We start from the raw sequence: 14,948 nt of genomic DNA on the forward strand, positions 1-14,948 counted from the left end.
GAGGTGGCTGGGTTCTCGGTGTCGCCAACGGATGGGTTCCCGATGTCGCTTGATAATTGAGGGGCGCTACACACGCGCTTCACTGGATCTCTATCAGGTTTTTAAGCGGGCGCTTCGCGCCTGATGGGACATCCATGTCTGTCACTTCCTGGCTCCTCATTCGCGGAGTCAAACTCGACAGTCGCGGACAGCGCTCGTATGGCCACTGGAGGCGTGTTTGCTGCTGTTGGCCTTGCAGCCAGCGCGATCACACCTGTGCTGAACGCTGTTCCACGCTTGGTCCTCATGGTTGATCGCCACGTGGCCGACGCCTGAGACTGCTAGATCATCCGTTGGGCGTTGGAGATGGAAGCTTTCTTAGGACAGTTGGCCGGAAGGGCGGCTGTGAATGAAGCTTGGTGGAAGCTTCAGGTGCGGTGGATGTACTTGCCATGGCATCGGTGGTGATGCTCCCCCATTCCGCTCGCACCTCGCTGCGCTCGGTGCGGCGATGGGTACTCATCACCACCGATGCCATGGCAAGCTCTACCACATCTAGGTCGTCTTAACGGCAGTCACCGCACCTTCAATATGGATTGGGATGAGCGTCGTCGGGTTCGGCAGGTCACCAAGCTGATCCAGTAGAGGAAGCCCTACACACATCGCTGCCTGCAATCACCCGAACCTTCGGAGAAGACCACTGACGCCCGGCCAAACTGCGTTTGGTAGGAGGTGACGTTGCACTATTCTCGTCTCGAGAAGGTCAGACCATGGCCCTTGTCCCTGTCCTTCCTGGTTCCCCTGGTTCGACCTTGGGAAAGGTGGGCACTACGACTGTCGCTAACCCATCCACCACCGATATTCTCGACAAAGCCGTTATAGCCTTGGCTGAGTACGTCATTGAGGTGTTCATCAAACAGGCCAAGCGCAGCTCGGTGGATACCGAAGAGTAGGAGCAGTAGTCTCTGCGCGAGGAAGCGGAGGGGAAGGGTTTGCAGAAGCTGCATGGCCTGGAGTTCTATGGCCATTCACCGGAACACAGGCGCCCTGCTCTGGTCGCCATTGAGCCTGCGGACTCTTGGGAGATGATCGCGGTCTAACTGGTTCAAGCTCTTGCCAGCCCGTCCAACAATCAGCCCAAGCTATAGGGAAAGTTCGAGCGGAATGGGCTGCCAGAGCCTATAAGGCTTCCCATCAGCCAGTCCTCAGCCACTCCAGATCACCGTCATCCTGTTTCTTGGGTTGGTTCCAGATGGACCCAAGCTGTCAGCTGCGAGCGAGCCTGTCGCATTACGTCAGGCGAGGCCATTGATACCTGGCTCAGTCTGGCGAGGAGCATGCTTATGCACATCATCGCGCCCGTTCGCATCTACTGTCATGCCATTCGGTCGATCCACTCCAAACGCAGGGTGCATTGGGCCACAGTCGCCATGCGCATCCACCAGCGTCATCCCTGGATCTCACCCGCATCAGCAAGAGGGTTCGGCTGAGAAGCTTCTGTCGGCGCATATGATCTTTCAAGGCATTCGATTCTGGGATGCACCACCACAGCCTATCTCCGTGCCGTCTGTGCCCTTCCTGATTCCTCCTGGTTCCCGTATGGACCCAAGGTGCATGGCGGAGAGGAATCCCAACCTTCAGCAGCAACATGCCCAACAGAAGCAGCGGGTCCGTTTGATGGCCTAGGTATCAATAATTGCCGGGGAGATGCGACACAGAGCAAGACCGGCATTATGCAGCATGTCGATGGCCTGAACCGGGAGCCTGAACAGGAGCATAGCCCAAGGATGCTGGCTCGGAAGTCTGCGGTCACTCAGTGAGGCTGACCAACACAAAGAGCTCACAAACTATAAGATATGGACCGTCGCTGGCCGCCTAAACGGAGCCGAAACACCAAGCCATGCTGGCTGGAGCTTGATCGACCTCAACTCATCTCTACTTTTTTGGAAATCTGCCGAGACAGTTTGAGAAGCACCTCGTCAATGGGAGCAGCGCAAAGCTTGGCAGGAGCAGGATGCACAGCGTGAGCTGTGAGCAGCCGGTCGCAAACATGGGCAGAGCAGGTTTATCCGGCCGCTGAAGCTGGCTAGCTGAGCCAGATGAAGGAGAGATCTAGCAAGAGATCCTCCCTCTTTAAACCAGACGACAGCCAAGCCGCCAATCTGACTTTCTAAAAGCCAAGCCGGGCTCCACAGCCAGTTTGGACGAGACCCGCCTAAACCCTAAAGGCCTTCCAAACCCCCCTCCGGCCACAGGCATTGTCGGCAACGCGAACGGCTTGCGAGTCACACTGGGAAAAGGCACGCTCGCTATAGCGACCCTACAAAACCTCAAAGTCGAGATGCGTCAGCGCCGCCCAAGCCCCCGTAACAACTGTCTTAGTTTTATAAAATATATAACGGATACCAAAGTGGCCTAGTTGTACTCCGGGCACGCTGAAGCGGCATCAGGATCTGATGATCCTGATGCTGGACTTCTTGTCCAAAGAGGCTTCAATTTCTTAGAACTTAATCCGATCCTTGGCGGCGTGGCCTTTAACCAAGGATTTCTAGCTTTTTCTATTACCGTCTGCGGGACTGCAGTAGCTAGTTTCGCCCGTCTTACACCCCCAGGCGGGGAGTAGATGGAGAGGGTGATCAATCCCTCTCCCGCAAGGTTGCCTTAGTGCCCTTGCGTTGATTGGAACGTAAGGTATGCAGCTTCCCAGTTCAAGCCTGGAGCATTTCAGAAATGTGCTTGATCTTGTAGCTGGCCTCGAACCGGGCGGCCGAGATCCAACTCGCCCTCGCCGACCAGCTGCTGCAGGTGCCGTAGATCACTGTCACTCGCTGTCTCCTCGGTAATCGGCGACTGCTGACCTGACCCTAGGCCGCAACACGTTGACAAAAGTATTCACGTGCTCCTGCAGCCATGCGTAAGCCTTGGCACGTGCCTCCGGTTGGCTCATCGCGCCGACGACAAGGGAGTCTATTATGCGGGGCCGCCCGTCCTTCTCAGTGAGCCAAGCAGTACCCCCAAGCTCATCCTTCACCACTGGCCACTCATCCGAGATCGCTATCATAGCGCGCTCACCGACGGTGTTGCGATGCGAGGATAGGAAGACACCCACCTCGTGCCTCTGCATATCGCGGTAGACGGTGAGCCAGCTGCTGCCACTCGGCGCGGGCAGTGAGAAGTTCACATAGCCCATGCGAGGTGCCTTGGGCTTTGGTTGGTCAACATCGTCCAGCTTTAGCTGCTTTAGAAACTCTGCCCAAAACTGTTGCCGCTCATCGCCAAGGGCGGCCGTCTCTGGATCCACTTCCGCATTGGCTATGGGAGACTGCTCTTCCTCAAGCGCAAATCCCTGGGGCATTGCCACGACAGTACGCGTGATCACCGCTGTACGGGCCAACACGCGGGGAGCCACCAACCGCCCACCGTCCGGCATCGCATAGATGGGCATCTCAACCAAGCCCAGGGAAAAATGCAGGCCGGCGTGAGCCTGCAAGTACTCGGCAAGCGCCTCGACACCCTCCCTTATGCCATCACCGACGATCAGCAGAAGCATGCGCCCACGGCGCAGATTGACCGTCAGGGCGTCGTTGAATGCTGTCTCGTCGACCGTGGGATCGGCAGTTCGAACCAGGTCCAACAAGGGATTGCCCTCACCGCCATACCGGCGGCGCACCTCGCGCTGCAGGTCAGAGGACGACCAGCGGCTCAATTCCTTTGCATAGTCCAAGATCTGGCCGACGACCTCTCGCCGTCCTTCTGGGTTGCGTCACAACTTGCATTCGACGATGACCGGCAACCCTGATGGGGTGACCATGAAGTTGTCTATGTTGCCTGCTGGCGTCACCAATTCGCGGCAGATCGGCACGGGCCCGATGAACGCCGGATCGATCTCGCTGATCGGCAAGACCGTAGGATGCTCATGGACAAGCGCCTGGATGTCTGCCTCGCTTACCAAGCCTGTCGCTGCACTAAGGCCACTCCCAATCGGAGACAGCGCTACAGCCTTCCCTCCGACAAAGGGGATCAACAACGGTGTGGTGTGCTGTCTCACTCGTGCTTCCTACGGATTCGTTGTCGGCTTTCCATGATGCCCCGAGGGCCGTGGCGAGCACCTCGGCCGCTCGTCTATTCCTGTAGATTCAAGATTTCCAGCCGATCCTGAGTAACGTGCTTATCGACCTCTGCCTCCAGCCGACCATCTCCCAAGCGGCGCCAGTGCCAGCCTTTGGCTCGCTTCGTTCTGCCAGCCCATCTCGGTTGCTGAGCTATGCCATAAGCCTCTGATAGAAAAGAGTAAGGCGAGCTGCTCCTAACTTGCAGTAAGCGGATTCGAGTAACCAACTGCTTCCTACTTGGGGCGGGAAAGCTATGGCCTCTCGCCAGTGCGGACAGATGGTGGCCGATCCGAGCTTGACGCTTCAGGCTTGGCGAGATCATGTCCGGTAATGGCACTTACCGGACATGACGGAGAGAGGCATGGCAGTGCATGTGATCGAGGTGAGCCAGGATCCGGATGACCCTGATGCGGAGCTGTCCAATGAGGGGGTGAGGACCGATATCGGCGACAAGGGGTGGTTTTGGACGCATGTCTCTAGCACCCATGGGCAGGCCTCTAACGAGGTACACGGTCCGTTTCCAACCGAGGAGGCAGCAGTCGCCGATGCGGCTCGCACCTTGGGGGGTAGCATCCAGTCATGACTACTCTGCCCGCTCTGGTCCCGGCCATGCTGCCGGCGGAGCTGGTGGCTCGGCTCGAGGAGCATGCCCAGGCCGCTCGCGGTGCCCTGGCGCCGGAGACGGAGCGGGCCTTGCGAAAGGCCTCGGCGGCCTTCTCGGCTTGGGTCGATGGCAAGGGCGTCGCGCCGCTACCCGCCACCCCTGCCGTCGTCGCGGTCTATATTGACGAGCTTGCCCTTGCCGACCGCGCTCCCGCCGGGATCCGGCAGGCTGTGTGGGCGATCGGCACCATGCACCGCGCCGCTGGCCTCCCAGATCCCACCAAAACCGAGGTAGTGCGCTTGGCCCTGAAGCGCATGGCCAGGGCCTCCGGCACCCGCCAGCGCCAAGCGGTCCCGCTGGTCGACGATGACGTGCGCATGGCGATCCGGGCGGCCGGCGCCGAGCCCTCCCTCAGCCTGCTCCGCGACTTGGCGCTGATGATGGTGATGCGCGATCTGCTGGCCCGCCGGTCCGAAGCCGTGGCGCTGGACCTCAAGCATATCGCCTTCGCCCAGGACGGCAGCGCCACGGTGCTCATCGCCCGCAGCAAGACCGATCAGGAGGGCCAGGGCGCCGTCTGCTGGTTGTCTCCCCGGACGGTGGCGCACCTCCGCCGCTGGCTGACCGGCGCCGGCATCACTGCGGGGCCCATCTTCCGCGCTATCAACAAGGGCGGGACCGTTGGCGGCCGGCTGACTGTCCGGGATGTCCCCCGGATGCTGAAGCGGGTGGCGGGATTGGCCGGGCTCGATGCCAAGGGGATCTCCGGTCACTCCTGCCGGGTCGGGATGGCGCAGGACCTGGCAGCCGAGGGCGCGGAGCTGCCTGCGATCATGCAGGCGGGGCGCTGGAAGTCGCCGGAGATGCCGGCGCGCTATGCCGAGCGGATGATCGCCGGTCGCGGAGCGGTGGCGAAATTCTACGAGCGGCGGCGGGACTGAGGAGCAGCTAATCTTGTGTCTAGGCTGGTCTGTCGCAGCCCCATCACTCCAAAATCGCCATCGATCCGGATCTGGGAGAACGAGGTGCCAAATGACCTCTACAAGAGGGACATCGTTGGTTGGTCTGAAACCCAGGCCGCCCTGCTCCGCCAGCTCGCCGATGGCGAACAGGTCAACGACGTCGACTGGGCCCATGTGATCGAGGAGATCGAGGCAGTGGGCCGCAACGAACGCCACACCGTCGAGGCGCTTTTGATGGAAGCATTGGCTTATGCCCTCAAGCTGAGCTTACTGCGTTCCGATCGGGACGGGCGCTGTTGGCGCCATGAGTTCCTGTTGTGCTTGTTTCAGGCCCGGCGCGCCTACACGCCGGCGATGGCCCGACACATCGATCTCACTGGCGTTTGGCAGGAGGCGGTTCAGGCCGTCACCGCTGCTTATGAGACGCTGCGCGACGACCTGTTGGCGCTGCCCTCTTACTGCCCAATAGACTTGCATGTGCTGATGCGGCGCGATGGCCACGCCCATCAGCTTTTGGATGTCCTGCTCCGCCGTTTAGCGGCACAGCGGACGCGGCCAGGCTAGATGCAGAAGCCGCCGGCCTCTCGCTAGGCTGGCATCACTCCAGGACAGAAGCGTCCAGGCCGTTTTCTACGACCCTGATGGCTTATAAGCGGCAAGCAACGCTGCAGCCTGATCCCCAAGTGCCGCGGCTTGGTCTGCGAGTGCTGCAGCCTGCTCCTTGAGCGCTATGGCATCTTGCAGCGTCACGTTTACAGCCGGATCAAGCTGCTTTCGGGGCTTACTCCTTTGCACACAATGCCAGACCTGCTCATACCACTGCTGGGTCTGTCTCTTGACGCAAAACAGATCGGGGCCTTTCGCTACATCGAAGTCAAGGCCATGTAAACGGCAAGTAAAAATATGACGCCCGTAATGGCTTCGGCTGATGAAGAAAGTACCGACTTCACTCCCATAGGAGCTGACAATCCAATGGCGGTGCTCCGGCCATTCCCACTGTAACTGTGGTGCCGCTAATGCTGGTGTCGTCTCCTCAAGGATCGCGCTCATGTTTGGGCGCTCTCGTTCGGCGCTGCACTGGGCATGGCATTGCTGCCGTCCTGAGCTTGAAGCCGCATGGCCAATGTCCTTTGACCTGAGAGAGAAGCTGACAAGCGCTGCCGCAGTCGAAGCGGAGTGTTTGATCGGGAAGGTTAGATGATTTCGGTGGCAGGCGCTCTCAATCTTGTCGGCAACGACCGCATTGTCGTTACACATTTTCGTTGCAGTGAGTGCACAAGGTTTGGCCTTCGAGCTGGTGGCGCTGGACTTGGCCGACACTCGGTTCGTTACCGAGGGTATGGTGCTGACCCTGCGGCGCCGGAAGACGGATCAGGAAGGCCAGGGAACCGAGATCGCTATCCCCTTCGACCAGTCGGGGCGGACGTGCCCCGTTCTGACCCTGCGCGCTTGGCTCGAGGTGGCCGGCATCACCAGCGGGCCGGTCTTCGTCTCGATCACTCGCGGCGGCAAGATCCGCTCGGTTCGGCTCTCGCCGATCGACGTGGCCCGGGCCGTCAAGGCGGCGGTGGAGGCTGCCGGCGGCGACCCGGACGACTTCTCCGGGCACAGCCTCCGCTCCGGGTTCATTACCAGCGCCGCCCGCGCTGGGGTGGCGGAGCGCCATATCCAGAACCAGAGCGGTCACCGCAGCTTGCCGGTCCTGCGCGGCTATACCCGCCGGGGCAGCCTCTTCGTCGACAACGCTGCGGCGAAGGTCGGCCTGTAGCCGGCTGCGGAGCGGTGGCGGAGTTCTACGAGGGGCGGCGCGACTAGGTGGCGTGGGGGAAGGGAATTGAACCCTCCCTACGGTGACTCCCAGCCTCACTAAGCGCGCAGCCCTTTGGCACCATCGCTTGCATGGGTCGGCGCACCCCGACAGGGCCCACAGCACCGCGCGCCTCACCTTGCACCTCGAGCGTGATTCGAAGCTCCATGCGACCCTCCACCCTTACGGACGTGAGGCTTGCCTGGTGCGCCGCCCATGCTGCGATGGCCACCGCGAGCATCGCGCTCAGCTTTCTGGCCGAGCTCGATCTAGGAATGGAGCTACTTTTTAACCAGATGGTAGTCAAGTCTTACGCGCAATAACCAACGCGGAGCGCTCGCTCAGCTTGACGGAACGTCGGCCGATGAGCGGTGTGTCACTCGGTATGTAGAGCCGGGCCTCAGGCCAGTACGCTAGCTCGATAGGATGCTAGCTCCCAATAAGGCTAGCATCCTAGGATGTAGCTAAATCACAGCCAGAGCATCCTTCCTCGCGGACCAGCAACTACGCCGAGACGTCAACACGGGGGTATAACTCTGTAGCTGCCAGTGCAGCAGGTGGATCTCAATCCTTGCCACCTTCAAGCTCAACCGGGGTTATGATCTCTGAGCGAGTAAGGGCCTAACATCACGCCTCCGCCGCTGCTTGTGGCGCTCGAACCAGGCCGAGGGTTCAGCGGAGACCTCTCATGGAATCAGCAATCGTCGTTCTCGTTGTCCTCGCAGTCCTCGGGTTTGTCTGGCGTATTACGCGGAATGTCGAGCCTACCGGCCCAGATGTGTCCAGGACGCCCTACAGCCAGGGTTAAGAAAACAATGGGGACCCCTATGCTCCTCCTCCTAGGATGCTAGGGCGCTGGGCTTCGACAAAGTTCAATATGGTTCTCGGAAGCAGGGCAGGGTCGCCCTAGCCTTTCTTCGGCCGCGGCTGGCTGTAGCGCTCTAGGCGCCGCTCCCCTCGCTCCTCCAGCAACCGATCCAGTCCCATCAGGATCAGTTCATGAACGGAGGGGACATCCAGGTCGAGCGCCAGGCGCTTCACCCGCTTATGCTGCTCCGGCAGGAGGTAAACGGTCGTCCCAATCGTGGCCGCCTTGATCCCCCCGCCGACGTTGGAGGCTACCGCAGTCGGTTCCTTGATTGGCTCAGGAGCTGTCTCCGGCAACACCGGCGCGGCTGGCGGTATAGGCCGAGGCAGATCCTCAACTGGCGTAGAGCGGGTTGGAGCGCTGCCGGGGCGCGCCAATAGCCCGGAAGCAACGGCAGAAGGCCGAGAACGAGTACTCATCCTAGGACGCTTTTACGCTAGTGCGCTTGCGTGATAGGCGAGCGAGGTCAGCAGCCACGAACTTCCAAAGCTCTGCCACTTCCTCAGCCGCTTTGCCCTTGGGTGCAGCCTCGGTCGCAGCGCGGCCAGTTGCTGCAGCCACAGGAAAGTCTGCCCGGAGACGTAACGGAGGAGCTACCCGGCCACGCTGAGCCAGGACTGGCATGGCATCATCAAACAGGCGGGACTTGCCCGGCGTTGCCTGCGTGACAACGAAGACGAAGGGCCGCCCCGTCTCCTCCACCACGTCCAGGACCCCCGCCAGCGCATCGAGGTCATCCGTGGTTGGGCGAGTGGGAAGCAGGATCAGGTCGGCCGCCCGCATCACGTCGGCGAAGAAGGAGTGCAGAGAGGGCGGAACGTCGACGATTACGAGGTCGATCCTGGCGCCGCGTAGCTCCTCCAGAGCCTCCCGGAGAGCGGCTGGGGAAGGAGAGGCCAAGCCGGGGTTCGGTTCCCCCTCCATCCCTTCCGTCCGGCGATTCCACCACCCCCGGAGCGTTCCCTGCGGATCCAGGTCGAGGAACACCACCCGCTGTCCAGCTGAGGCGGCTGCCACCCCCAGCTCCCGAGCGAGGGTCGTCGCGCCAACCCCGCCCTTCTGCTTCGCCACCATCACAACACGCATGGATAGTCTCCCAGGGCGCTTGGAACCTAGCGGCATTGGAGGCCGGGACGCCATAGAGATGGCGTCCTAGGATACAAGCACGCTACTAAACTGTATCAGGCAGCCGGTTTGAAGTTGGGTCTGAAGGCAACTTGCCAACCTCACCGCTGCCGTGAGCACCGGTACGATTCGCGCCGGGTGTGGGGTTAAGCGCGGTGACCGGATCCACAGTGAAGCCGGGTTATCCCGTGGGGTTAAGCGCGGAATGTGTGGGGTGAAGCGGCACGAATCGAGGTTATCCCGTGGGGAGAAGCGGCAGACTCAACTAGTAGGAATCAACTACCTTGCTACTAAGGCCGCGCTTAACCCCACAGTGGACCAGCCCGATACAGGCAGCGTAGGTTCCCGAATGTTGGGGATGCGTTGATGACAGGGACCGAAGACCTTCACCGCCTGGTGCTGCTTCATGGCCGAGAACAGGCGCGACTCATGGTGCCCGAGGAAAGGCGCCCGCTGATCGAGATTGCTGCTGAGATCCTCGCAGACGACGCCCAGCGCATCGGCATCTCCTACGCAGGCTTCGCGCTGACCGCGCTACCCCACAAAAAGCAGGCTGACGACGCAGTCTGGGAGAAGCGCGGTCACCGCGTTACGCTGCTAGTCGAGCCAGGCCGGCTGAAGATGGGGCAGGGAACGCCCCGGCTCTTCGGCGTCCCCTACGGCGCCCGGGCCCGCATGATCCTGCTTTACCTCCAGACCCAGGCGGTGCGCACCGGATCGCGCGAAGTAGAGCTCGGGAGGAGCATGCGCGACTGGCTCGAGCGCATGGGCATGGCGATCGGCGGCGAGACCGTCAGGGCCCTACGCGAGCAATCGGCGAGGATCAGCGCCTGCACGCTGAAATTCTTTTGGGAGAATGACTCGGTAGAGGGCTGGAGCCGCGGCGGCATCGTCGCTTCCGGCCTCCGCTTCAAGGCTGGCCTCGATGACCAGCCGAGTCTGTGGGAGGACCGCGTCGTCCTCGATGAAGTGTTCTGGAAAGCGCTGAAGGAACATCCCGTGCCGCTGCGCGAAGCCGCCCTGCGCGAGCTCTGCGACCGCAGCATGTCCTTGGACCTGTATGTCTGGCTGGCCTACCGGCTGCACCAGCTCGAACGTTCGGCGCCTATCCGCTGGCCGGCGGTACAGGCGCAGTTCGGCGCCGGGTTCAAGGAGCTACGGCACTTCAAGCCGGTCTTCCTGAAGGCGCTAGACGCGGCTCTGGCGGCCTATCCCGAGGCGAGGGTGACGGCGGACGAAGGAGGACTGGTGCTGCACCCCTCCCGGCCGGTGGTGTCGCGTTCAGCGCTAGCGCGCGCTTAACCCCACACCTAGGTGTAGTTGTGGTGTCTCGGCGAAACATAACTACTAGTCATCATAAAGATGCATCGAAGTGTCTACGCAGTTAGCTGACGCCTCGTTATCATCCACTGAAATTCGTAAGGTGGGGTAAAGGGAAAGGCGGCAGCGCTGGACCATCCAATACTACGTGTGTGGGCAAAGTACTGGTAGAGAGGTTAAGGTTGAGCTGCGATATGCAGGTTTTCAGTGCTGCACAATTTCAGCCGCATCCTAGTTTAACGCTGAGCATGTTAGCCATTTGGTGAAGAGGAAATCAGGCATGGCCTTGAATCCAAAGCAGTACATTTTAGATTTGATGCAAGCTTTAAATGAGCCGCTTAAGGCTTGGGGGTGGATTGCAGTAACGATACTACTGGTTTTCTGTGGCGGCGTTGTTCTTTCTGAGTATCCTGTTCCCACTTGGTTGTCAAAAATCTCTCAACTCACGCTTGTCGGAGCCTCAACCGCCTTGTTTACGCGGTTTTTAGGCGGAATGGGTATGTTCCGGGACGCAATAGCAGATGTCCTCGGAGAAGACCGCTGGCTCGATCGACGCAATGATCTTGAGGATCTTTGGCGAAGGATAACTAGGCGTATATTCTTGATAGGATTTCAAGAAGATGCGCCAAACTCAAAGCAGTTTTTAGACGAACTCAACATCTCTATGACAAAAGCCATACACAAACCGGAGCAGCGCCTGAACTATTATGTTAAAAACGCTGTGAGACGTATCAACGTATCTTGGGGAGACAAAGATAAAAGGATGGTTCGTATTTCAGACAGAATGGATTGTGAAATTATTCCGTTTAATTCCGGTGACGAATGTCGTTACGAGTTTACGTTTACGTCGACGACCGAAGAAACTATGGATACATATGGAGTAAAATTATCGAAATTGTTTTTAGATGGCATAAAAAAGACGGAAGAAGATTTGACATTGATAAAAGACCGCAATCGAGAGCGCCGATTTCTAACTATGAAGGGAAAAAATTCTTACTCTTTGTCGAGAACAACTGAATGTATTCAGTCAATAGACGCCGATCCAATTTTTGTATTTGACTCAGGTCGTGTAATTTGGGGAATGAATGTAATCATTAATATAAACGCCTCAGGCATGCGGGTAAATTTTGAAGAGATTGGCCTAGAGGGCGAATTTAAATTAAAGCACGAAGACGCAACAAAAGGTGAAATGGAGCGAGACATAAGGGGTGTACTTTTACCAAACCAAGGGTTTGTGATCGTGATGACAACGAACGCTCGGGGTGTAGAAGCGTAATGCTGAGCAGGGGACGCATATCGGGCTCAGTAACTAGCCCATATGAGTATCTATAGTTGGTTAGCACGGCTCTATCTACTTGTTTACAAGAAGCTCGTACCCATCTAAGGTGCGAAAACGATAGGGAATCATGAGATGCTGCACATCAAGGTCACCGGTTAATCCGATGCGGGAGGCATTCTCCCGCTGCCGAAGCTTGCACCAACAGTCTTGCCCACGACCAGCGAGGCAATGCAGCTGTATACCCTAGCGTCGACGTCTCCACCTTCCGCTCCGTCCGCAGCCGAAGCATAACAGTATCGTGGACACCTCCGCCGTAGATGCTGCATCGCATTCGATTGAGGCACTTCAATAGCGGGCGTGCAGGATGAGCTTGGGCGAGATCGGCTACCTCATAGATCCTGCGCCGGGGGCAGCGCTGGCCGCTGCAGTCGATCGCCAACGACCACCCCAGCCAGTCGGCCAACGGAGCGTCCAGCATCAGCCGCTGGCGCTTGAAGTCGAAGATCTTGTGCCCCATTAGCTTCCTGGAGGTGTCGCTCCAGCCGCTCAGATGATGGCCGCCGCCTCACCAACATAGAGGTTGGCAGCGCGGGGTAATGAGCTCGAGCTGCTAGGTAGGCCGCTTTTGCGACTCTCGCCGCATTGAGGCGGAAGGCGATAGCCCGGTCCTTGGCCTCTTTCATTGCTCGCAGAGTTTCGGGCGCCGACCACGCAGGGGAAGAAACAGGCGAAGAAGCCTCGGCGGGGTCCGACATGGCGCCAAGGATGCCCCGTTCATGGGAAACAAGATAAGAACGGAGTCGCGCCTTGCGCCTCTTCAGTTTAAGTCGGGGTAAAAGCCCGCTTTAGGGTGGTGGTCGAACCAGCCGGAGCGCCTCAACTCGGAGCAGCTAGAACGCTTCGCATCGCGTTCAAGTCGCACAGCCCGGGGAGGACCGCATGCCACCGACACCAGAGACGCCGATCGCTCCAGCGCCTGAGCGCCCCCTGGATCCACCCATCAGTCTGCCAGGCGATCCACCGCCGTCATTGCCTCGCCCTGATCTTCCTGGGCTGCCACCTGTTGCGCCCTCTGAACCGCCGAAGAAGGATTGAGGACGGCAGGTTTTGCTGTCCTCTTGGCTTCGTAACAGCGTCGGCCGTTGATCACTGGCGGCCTCGGCCGAGTTCGCCGGATGGCTTCCCTCATTTGGCAACGCCCCGGTCTGCAGCGGCAGCACTTAATCCAGGCCACGGACGGGTATCGCTTTTATACGCTTGCCAACACGCATGCTTGGCGAAAGCGAACCGCCTCAAGCTCATCGAACCTCTTGGATGTCCTGGGTTACTGGCTCACTCTCACCTCATGGCTGACCGCTTCCGCAGCTTCGATGAGTTCTGGCCCTTCTACCTTCGGGAACATGCGAGGCCAGCTACTCGTGCCGCCCACGTGGCGGGCACTTGGACGGCAGCGATCGTGCTGCTGGTGGGAGTGTTGCTGGGACCTTGGTGGTTAGTGTTGCTAGCCCCAGTGATCGGCTACGGCAGCGCCTGGGTTTCGCATCTACTCATCGAACGGAACCGGCCAGCTACGTTCAGCTATCCTGCCTGGTCGCTGCGCGGCGACCTGCGCCTGGCTTGGCTAGCAGCTATTGGGCGGTTAGGTCCGGAGCTGCGGCGACACGGTTTATAGGGCACGAATTATCGACTTTACGGAGGGAAAGGTGCTTTTCGACAAGAAGCGGGGCCTCACACTCTCCCCGTCGGCGCCGCCCGTGCCGGAGAGAAAGTTGTTGATGGGCTACTACGAATAGCAACCGCTATCCGTCGAACCCTGGAAAACGCGTCTTTAATTTCTCGACGGTAGTCCGCCATTTCGGCGTCGTCGGCCGGCAGATGGTGTTCTGGTTGCCGAAGAGGCCGATCTCTTTGACTGCCTCGCTCAGTGGGACCGTGTCCATCCACTTCACAGGCACAAACCACTCACACTTATCGAGATCGTCGACGTCGTGCTGATAGTTTGCGCCCTTCAGCTCCTCTAAGGCCGGCACTTCCTCTCCTACCCCGTTCCTGACCTTGAAGCTTTTCACCGGTTCGGCCGGACCGGTCACCCGACCAACGCCAACAAATCCATGATTGGGCGCCTTCACCCAGACACGATCGTTGGGTTTTAAGAGACCAAGGGTCTTGCTGTACCAGCTTGCTCCGCCGGCGCTAATAAAGCCGTAGCGGACCGCGTCATCCCATGAGCGAGTCGGCTCGACGCCAAAAGAGGCGTAGAACTCCCCGTTCCAAGGCTCCTTCGCCCCGCCACCTACAGCAGCGGGCTCTGGCGGAGCCTCAATGACGCGGTCCTTGAGCCAGGCACGGCTCAGAAGCTGCTGGCCTCCCTGCGCGAAGACTTGGAAGCAGAGGACGTTGATAGCGATGCCGCGCTCAGCAAGGTAGCCGACGATCCGCTCTGAATCGTCGTCTAGCTCACCAGCGACGATGACCACCTCATGGGTCTGGTTCAGTGTTTCCTCGTCGAGGTCGGCACTGAAGCGCACCCGGAAGTCATCTGCAAGGTTCCGCCCTGGCGCGAAGCGGTCGTAGATGCCAACAACATCCTCGGGTTCTAGCTTCTCTACCCAACTTGCGTAATCGAGCGCTTGAGCAACAACGTCACGTGGCGTCCGGCCGCGCTTCAGCTCGACCAAGATGAGAGCCCCGTCGGGAGCGATGGCAAGCAGGTCGATGATGCCGCCATGCGCCGTTCTCTCCTGCCGGCCGATCAGCATCCAAGAGTCCGACAGGATCTGTGGTGCAGCGACGATCATGTCCTCCAGCACCTTCTCGCTGGGTAGGACAGCACGGTTGAGAGGCTCCGGCTTCTGGCCGACTGCCCAAATGGCGTGGTGAATGGTCATGTGG

The 14,948-nt window shown here is 59.6% G+C and carries 13 protein-coding genes; 7 read left to right on the top strand and 6 right to left on the bottom strand.

Features of this window, described 5'->3' with window-relative positions; all coding sequences use genetic code 11:
* Nucleotides 1–749 precede the first annotated feature (749 nt).
* Nucleotides 750–932, top strand: coding sequence for a hypothetical protein (locus tag AC5JJ6_RS01615; protein ID WP_496040365.1), 183 nt, complete (start codon nt 750–752; stop codon nt 930–932).
* A gap of 1,868 nt (nt 933–2,800) precedes the next feature.
* On the opposite strand, the gene AC5JJ6_RS01620 is transcribed toward AC5JJ6_RS01615, so the two are convergent.
* Together AC5JJ6_RS01620 and AC5JJ6_RS01625 are read right to left on the bottom strand one after the other, a co-directional pair.
* Entirely contained in the window at nt 2,801–3,703 is a 903-nt protein-coding gene (locus AC5JJ6_RS01620; protein ID WP_496040366.1) for a hypothetical protein, read from the bottom strand.
* Nucleotides 3,704–3,742: 39 nt separating this feature from the next.
* Complete coding sequence (locus tag AC5JJ6_RS01625) at nt 3,743–4,027, bottom strand: hypothetical protein (RefSeq protein WP_496040367.1); 285 nt, start codon at nt 4,025–4,027, stop codon at nt 3,743–3,745.
* A 643-nt stretch (nt 4,028–4,670) separates the two neighbouring features.
* Here AC5JJ6_RS01625 and AC5JJ6_RS01630 point away from each other — a divergent pair.
* The gene (locus tag AC5JJ6_RS01630) at nt 4,671–5,636 is read left to right on the top strand and encodes a tyrosine-type recombinase/integrase (protein ID WP_496040368.1); all 966 of its coding nucleotides are present in this window, start codon (nt 4,671–4,673) and stop codon (nt 5,634–5,636) included.
* An 84-nt stretch (nt 5,637–5,720) separates the two neighbouring features.
* On the top strand, nt 5,721–6,221 hold the full coding sequence (locus tag AC5JJ6_RS01635) for a DUF29 family protein (protein ID WP_496040369.1): 501 nt from the start codon (nt 5,721–5,723) through the stop codon (nt 6,219–6,221).
* A 66-nt stretch (nt 6,222–6,287) separates the two neighbouring features.
* Here AC5JJ6_RS01635 and AC5JJ6_RS01640 read toward each other — a convergent pair whose 3' ends face one another.
* The gene (locus AC5JJ6_RS01640) at nt 6,288–6,707 is read right to left on the bottom strand and encodes a hypothetical protein (protein WP_496040370.1); all 420 of its coding nucleotides are present in this window, start codon (nt 6,705–6,707) and stop codon (nt 6,288–6,290) included.
* Between the two features lie 232 nt (nt 6,708–6,939).
* Between AC5JJ6_RS01640 and AC5JJ6_RS01645 the strand changes: the two genes are divergently transcribed.
* Nucleotides 6,940–7,425 carry a site-specific integrase gene (locus AC5JJ6_RS01645; protein ID WP_496040371.1) on the top strand — a complete coding sequence of 162 codons (486 nt, stop codon included), beginning with the start codon at nt 6,940–6,942 and terminating at the stop codon, nt 7,423–7,425.
* A 945-nt stretch (nt 7,426–8,370) separates the two neighbouring features.
* On the opposite strand, the gene AC5JJ6_RS01650 is transcribed toward AC5JJ6_RS01645, so the two are convergent.
* Together AC5JJ6_RS01650 and AC5JJ6_RS01655 are read right to left on the bottom strand one after the other, a co-directional pair.
* Nucleotides 8,371–8,628 carry a hypothetical protein gene (locus AC5JJ6_RS01650; protein ID WP_496040372.1) on the bottom strand — a complete coding sequence of 86 codons (258 nt, stop codon included), beginning with the start codon at nt 8,626–8,628 and terminating at the stop codon, nt 8,371–8,373.
* Between the two features lie 124 nt (nt 8,629–8,752).
* A complete protein-coding gene (locus tag AC5JJ6_RS01655; RefSeq protein ID WP_496040373.1) occupies nt 8,753–9,418 on the bottom strand; it encodes an AAA family ATPase in 666 nt (221 codons plus the stop codon).
* A 405-nt stretch (nt 9,419–9,823) separates the two neighbouring features.
* Here AC5JJ6_RS01655 and AC5JJ6_RS01660 point away from each other — a divergent pair, with 405 nt between their 5' ends.
* From AC5JJ6_RS01660 to AC5JJ6_RS01670, 3 genes are all read left to right on the top strand, one after another.
* Nucleotides 9,824–10,759 carry a replication protein RepA gene (locus AC5JJ6_RS01660; RefSeq protein WP_496040374.1) on the top strand — a complete coding sequence of 312 codons (936 nt, stop codon included), beginning with the start codon at nt 9,824–9,826 and terminating at the stop codon, nt 10,757–10,759.
* A 298-nt stretch (nt 10,760–11,057) separates the two neighbouring features.
* Nucleotides 11,058–12,053: a hypothetical protein gene (locus AC5JJ6_RS01665; RefSeq protein ID WP_496040375.1), complete on the top strand. Its 996-nt coding sequence runs from the start codon at nt 11,058–11,060 to the stop codon at nt 12,051–12,053.
* Nucleotides 12,054–13,401: 1,348 nt separating this feature from the next.
* Entirely contained in the window at nt 13,402–13,728 is a 327-nt protein-coding gene (locus AC5JJ6_RS01670; RefSeq protein WP_496040376.1) for an Mpo1-like protein, read from the top strand.
* Between the two features lie 127 nt (nt 13,729–13,855).
* Here AC5JJ6_RS01670 and AC5JJ6_RS01675 read toward each other — a convergent pair whose 3' ends face one another.
* Complete coding sequence (locus AC5JJ6_RS01675) at nt 13,856–14,944, bottom strand: endonuclease NucS domain-containing protein (protein ID WP_496040377.1); 1,089 nt, start codon at nt 14,942–14,944, stop codon at nt 13,856–13,858.
* Nucleotides 14,945–14,948: the final 4 nt, after the last annotated feature.

It is taken from the genome of Skermanella sp., from assembly GCF_059503625.1.